Source organism: Rhodococcus sp. P4_B6, from assembly GCF_056402215.1.
In genome coordinates, this window is sequence record NZ_JBFUHV010000322.1 from 1 (window position 1) to 4,766 (window position 4,766).

General features: G+C 66.2%; 7 protein-coding genes. 5 read left to right on the plus strand and 2 right to left on the minus strand.

Translation table 11 applies throughout. From position 1 onward, the window contains the following. Positions 1-300: 300 nt before the first annotated feature. Complete coding sequence (locus tag AC1DWT_RS49530) at positions 301-951, minus strand: hypothetical protein (RefSeq protein WP_241031626.1); 651 nt, start codon at positions 949-951, stop codon at positions 301-303. A gap of 282 nt (positions 952-1,233) precedes the next feature. Here AC1DWT_RS49530 and AC1DWT_RS49535 point away from each other — a divergent pair, with 282 nt between their 5' ends. From AC1DWT_RS49535 to AC1DWT_RS49555, 5 genes are all read left to right on the plus strand, one after another. Continuing rightward, the gene (locus AC1DWT_RS49535; protein ID WP_072950613.1) at positions 1,234-1,497 is read left to right on the plus strand and encodes a BrnT family toxin; all 264 of its coding nucleotides are present in this window, start codon (positions 1,234-1,236) and stop codon (positions 1,495-1,497) included. Continuing rightward, entirely contained in the window at positions 1,487-1,723 is a 237-nt protein-coding gene (gene brnA, locus AC1DWT_RS49540; RefSeq protein WP_072950616.1) for a type II toxin-antitoxin system BrnA family antitoxin, read from the plus strand. The genes AC1DWT_RS49535 and brnA overlap by 11 nt, the downstream gene beginning before the upstream one ends. Positions 1,724-2,184: 461 nt before the next feature. Then, positions 2,185-2,358 (plus strand): fluoride efflux transporter FluC, encoded by a 174-nt coding sequence (locus AC1DWT_RS49545; RefSeq protein ID WP_477926099.1) that lies wholly within the window; start codon positions 2,185-2,187, stop codon positions 2,356-2,358. 11 nt (positions 2,359-2,369) lie between these two features. Further along, positions 2,370-2,894, plus strand: coding sequence for a universal stress protein (locus tag AC1DWT_RS49550; RefSeq protein ID WP_477926096.1), 525 nt, complete (start codon positions 2,370-2,372; stop codon positions 2,892-2,894). A 376-nt stretch (positions 2,895-3,270) separates the two neighbouring features. Then, positions 3,271-3,747 (plus strand): QcrA and Rieske domain-containing protein, encoded by a 477-nt coding sequence (locus AC1DWT_RS49555; protein ID WP_477926097.1) that lies wholly within the window; start codon positions 3,271-3,273, stop codon positions 3,745-3,747. A 563-nt stretch (positions 3,748-4,310) separates the two neighbouring features. On the opposite strand, the gene AC1DWT_RS49560 is transcribed toward AC1DWT_RS49555, so the two are convergent. Beyond that, a complete protein-coding gene (locus tag AC1DWT_RS49560; protein WP_477926098.1) occupies positions 4,311-4,715 on the minus strand; it encodes a cupredoxin domain-containing protein in 405 nt (134 codons plus the stop codon). Between the last annotated feature and the right edge of the window lie 51 nt (positions 4,716-4,766).

The following is a 4,766-nucleotide window of genomic DNA, read 5'->3' on the forward strand; positions in this document are numbered from 1 at the left end:
TTCTACCTCAACGGGCCCTACGACAATCCGGCTGCCGTCATTGCGACTCTCGAGCGGTCCGTGGGTGCGGGGAACTTCCACGTCTCGGTGGCCGCGGGAACGATGTGATTGTCACGAACAAACCCGACGTCGAGGGGAACGCCCGACTTCATGGGCCGTAGGCCGAGCAACAGCCAACGCCGCTCTCTGTGCTTGCGTCGATCTCCGTAGTCTGTCGATTGCCTGGTTGTGCGGTGGCTCGACTTGTCTCTCATTCGATCGTTTCTGCGACACGAATGCACCCCGGGACGGCCACGGTGGTCATGGTGGGTCGTCGGGAACCGCCCAGAGACCCGAGCCGGACTGTCGGCCGGTGTCGGGGATCAGTGCCCGGAGCCGGGCGGCGTCGTCGCGCAGTGCTTTCTGCAGGTGGGGGCGGAAGTCCTCGGCGACGTCTGGTGGTAGTGGGCAGCCGTGGTGTACGAGGGCGGCGGTGTTCTCGATGAGCCGCGCCGCTCGCGTGAGGAGGGGCTCCGGCACTCGGACGGTGGGGAGGTCGCCGGCGTGGTCTCGGGTCAGGACGCCGAGGGTGGAGATCAGTGCCATCGCTGGTGCCGGCTCGTGGGGATCCTTGTCGACGCCGGCGAGGGCGGCCGCCTCGACGAGGGCGGCGATCGTCGCACCGAGGGTGGGCAGGGGCATGGGTATGGTGCGGGGCAGTGTCAGCAGGTCGGCGCCGGGTGCCTCTTCTTTGATGCTCAGGGCCAGTTCGCGGGCGAGGGTGCGCAGTGTGTCGTGGTCGAAGTACTGGCGGGCGGTGCGTTCGGTGATGCGCATCTGTTCCGCTACGGCGGCGACTCGGTCGGTGAGCAGGGCCTCGAGTCGGTCGGTGGGGACGGTCAGACCGATGCGTGCCAGCTCCTCGCCGAGGGTGGACGCCGTGGTGCTCACCCACGATGATGGTCGCGGCATCGAGGCCTCCTGATCTGAGCGTTCCACCACACCTGGTCTGTCTACCAGTCCGCCCGCGGTGGCGGCGGCAGGCGACTGGAAACGTCAGGACCCGGACCCACCCCGCGGTCCGCTCCAGCGCGAAGTGACGGGTGCGCCGGGGGAGGTCACTGATCGATCGAGGCTCCATTCGTTGGATCAGCTCTGGTTCCGACGCCGCCRGTGTCGAGTCGTACGTTTCCGGCCTGAGCTGGCGTGGGAAAGCGGGGAATTCATCCAGMCAAAATGGTATAGTTTCTATACATGTCTGGGTTTGAGTTCGATCCGAACAAGAGCGAAGCGAACCTGGCCAAGCACGGCATCGATTTTCTGTCGGCGCAGGCACTGTGGCGAGATCCGCACCGGCTCGAGGTGCCCGCGAGAACTACGGATGAGCCGAGGTGGCTGGTGATCGGTGTGATTGACGGAAAATGGTGGTCCGCGGTGGTGACCTATCGTGCGGACCGGACCCGGATCATCTCGGTTCGGCGCTCACGTGATGGAGAGGTGGCGCTTTATGAGAGCTGACGAGTTCGACGAGCGTTTTGATGCCGGCGAGGACGTGACGTTCGCGCTCGATACGGCCCGGGCCCGGCGCCCGGGCGAGGAGCAGCGGCGTGTCAACGTCGACTTCCCGGCGTGGATGATCGCGGAGTTGGATCGTGAGGCGACTCGTCTCGGGGTTACCCGGCAGTCGCTGATCAAGGTGTGGATCGCCGAGAGGCTCGAACGCAACGGCTCAACGGCCGCCTGATCCTGCCGCGGTGGCGTGGCGGTACCGAGGGCTCGATCGGTGGACTCGGCTCGGTGGTCTCGGTGTGGGGGCGGTAGTTCCGTCGCCGCGAGTTGGCCCCCATATGGGCGAAGGCGCCTATGTCGGTGCGCATTTCGATTCCTGGTCGAGCACCGGCGACCGGGGGGGAGTCGGATCGGTTCACCGCGGATGATCTGGTTGCGGTGACGTTTTCTGTCGGTCCGCGACGCCGCCGGCGGCGAGGACGACCAGCTGACGGGCTTGATCGGAGAATCTCTTGAACATCATGACGCGCTCCCTCTCCAGGCGTCGCCGCGAGCGATGCGATCCGCTGCTGAATTCCCTGCTGTTCATTCTGGGGCCCTCGGTGGCCGTCTCGGCGTGATCCCTTCGGGGCGCCGCTGCTTCTCGGGTTCGTCACCGGCCTGATCCTCTTCCACGGTGTCCCGCGGGAAATTCAGCTGATCGTGGGTGTCGGGTTCTGCGGCGGGTACACCACCTTCAGCACCGCAAGTTTCGAGACCGTGCGGCTGATTCAACGCCAGAAATACGCCGCCGGGATCGCGAACGCGGTCGGCACCCTTCTGGTGACCGTCATCGCCGGCGGTGCCGGTCTCGCCCTGGCTTCGGTGTGAGGAGAAGATCAATGACCAAGAAGGAAAATCACCACGCCACCCGGGACAACCTGCGGGACTGGCGCACCCCGCTGCGCGTGGACGGACCCGCCGCCCCGACCCCGGCGGTGTGCCATCTGGTGGTCGGCTTCGACCGGCATCCCGCCAGCCACGCCGCCCTGACCTACGCGATGGACCTCGTCGGCCGACTCGATGCTTTTCTGCACGTCGCCCATATCGTCGACGTCGACGACATGCCCGTCGAACCCGACCGGGACGACTGGGAAGAACGCTTCGCCGACGCCGTCGAAGCCGAGCGCACCGAGGCCTGCACCATGCTGGCCACCCTGCCCGGGAACTGGGCCTACTACTCGAGGGAAGGAAACCCGGCACAGCTGCTGACCACGATCGCCGAAGCCAACGACGCCCTGATGATCATCATCGGTACCTCCCGTGGCGGCGTGATGTCCCTGTTCGAGCGGGTCCTCGGCGAATCGGTGTCCTCGAAACTGGTCCATCACGCCCGCCGCCCCGTCCTGCTCGTCCCGAAACACTGACCACCCCAGGGACTGCTCGCGCCCGATGCTCGCCCGGCCGATCGTCGCCGCCAGGCCGGGCGACGACGGCGCGATCAGCGGTAGGTGGACGCCGGCCCCGACGTGGGCCAATGAAATGAAGAAGGGCGATGGGACTCGCCCCGACAAATTGCAGGGTTCACCCTAGCGGCGAGCATGCCGGGCCAGAAGGTGCTTCTTGTTGGGCGTTGATCACGCTGTGGGTGGCGAGGCGGGCACCCATTTTCGTGTAGGTCAGGCCCCTCGTTATGAACGCGCACAGCCCCTCGACGTTAGTGGCGGGGACGGCAAGACTATAAGCACTGAGTGGTCCGCATCGACCCCAGCCCAGAACCCCAGCCCAGAGAGGGGCACTGCCATGCAGTCCGACGAACTTGACCAGGAGCAGAGCCTGCGGAGCGACCAGATAGCGCTTTCGCGCCGCACAGTTGTCGCCGGTATCGGCGCTGCAGCAGCCGCCTTGGCCGTTGGTAGCGCGCTGTTCGGTAGGACACGCGCGTCGGCTGCGCCCGGCGCCAGCGCCGGCCCAGCTGTGAAGCCCGCGGGTGCACCCGTGAAGACCGGCAGCGTTCCCGTCGGCAACGTTCCCGTCGGTGGCGGCGCGGTGCTCGGCGATGCTGTTGTCACACAGCCCAGTGGCGGTGACTTCCGTGGGTTCTCGTCGACATGCACGCACGCGGGGTGCACCGTCTCCGACGTCTCCGGCGGCACCATCAATTGCCCGTGCCATGGCAGCAAGTTCAATCTCGACGGGTCTGTGCACACCGGTCCGGCAACCGTTCCGCTCGCCCCACGGAGCGTCTCCGTGCAGGGTGACTCGGTCGTGATCGGCTGAGGTGTGTGAGAGCTCGGGACGACCGCTGTCACTGGTTGTTCTCGGGGAGGCCAGCGTTCGGTCACATCATTTTCGATACAACCACTGGCGGATGCGGCTCGCGCTGCCGGACATCGCGTCACGTTCGCCACGGGCCGCGTTCGTGCCGACGCTGCACGCGCTGGGTTTAGGGTTGGCAGGCAGGAATCACGGCAGAGGCGATGGCCGCAGTCCGGTGTCGTGATTCGAATCCGGAGCCAGGTCCCGACTGAGGGATCGGGATGACCGCGTTCGTCGAGGTGGGTGGGATACGAACCGGACCCGACCTGTTGCCGAWCGTTGACCGGTCATCGCTACGGCACCACCACCGCGGACTAGCGCTCTGACGGTCATCGACGTGTGGGAGTCGGAACAACGGTGTCGACGTGGACGGGAAGTCGCGGACAGGCGGTGCGACCCACCTCGACCACCAGCCTGCCTATCGATTCGATCAGCGTCGACGTGCGGGTCCTGCTCTCGACGGTGTTGTGAGCAGAGGCATGTGCGGGCCCTGCCGCGGAGGGCCCGGATGGGCGATGACCTTGTCAGCCGACGGTCAAGTCGCCGTGCATGTTCGGATGGTACGTGCAATGGAATAGGTAGGTCCCGGGCGCCGACGGCACCGTCAGTGTCGCGGTCTCGCCGCCCTCGATCGCGACGTCGAACGTGCCGCCGGTGTCTGCGGTTACCGTGTGTTCGGCCGTGTCGCTGTTGCGAACGGTGACCTGTGTGCCGGGTGCCACCGTGGCGGGCACCGTGTAGGCAAATCCCGAGATGACGATCTCGTTCGCTCCCGCCGCCACGGCCCCTTCCGATGACGGCATCGACGTAGTGTCGGTGAGCACCGGGGTGGGTGCGTAGTCGACGGTGCTGCCGCCGTCATTGCTGCAGGCGGTGAGCGCACACGCGGCGAGGAAGGCAGGCCCCAGCAGAGCTGTGGAGAGCTTCATATCCGATACCACGATTTATCGGCCCATTCCGTTCACTAAAACGCTGCGAAC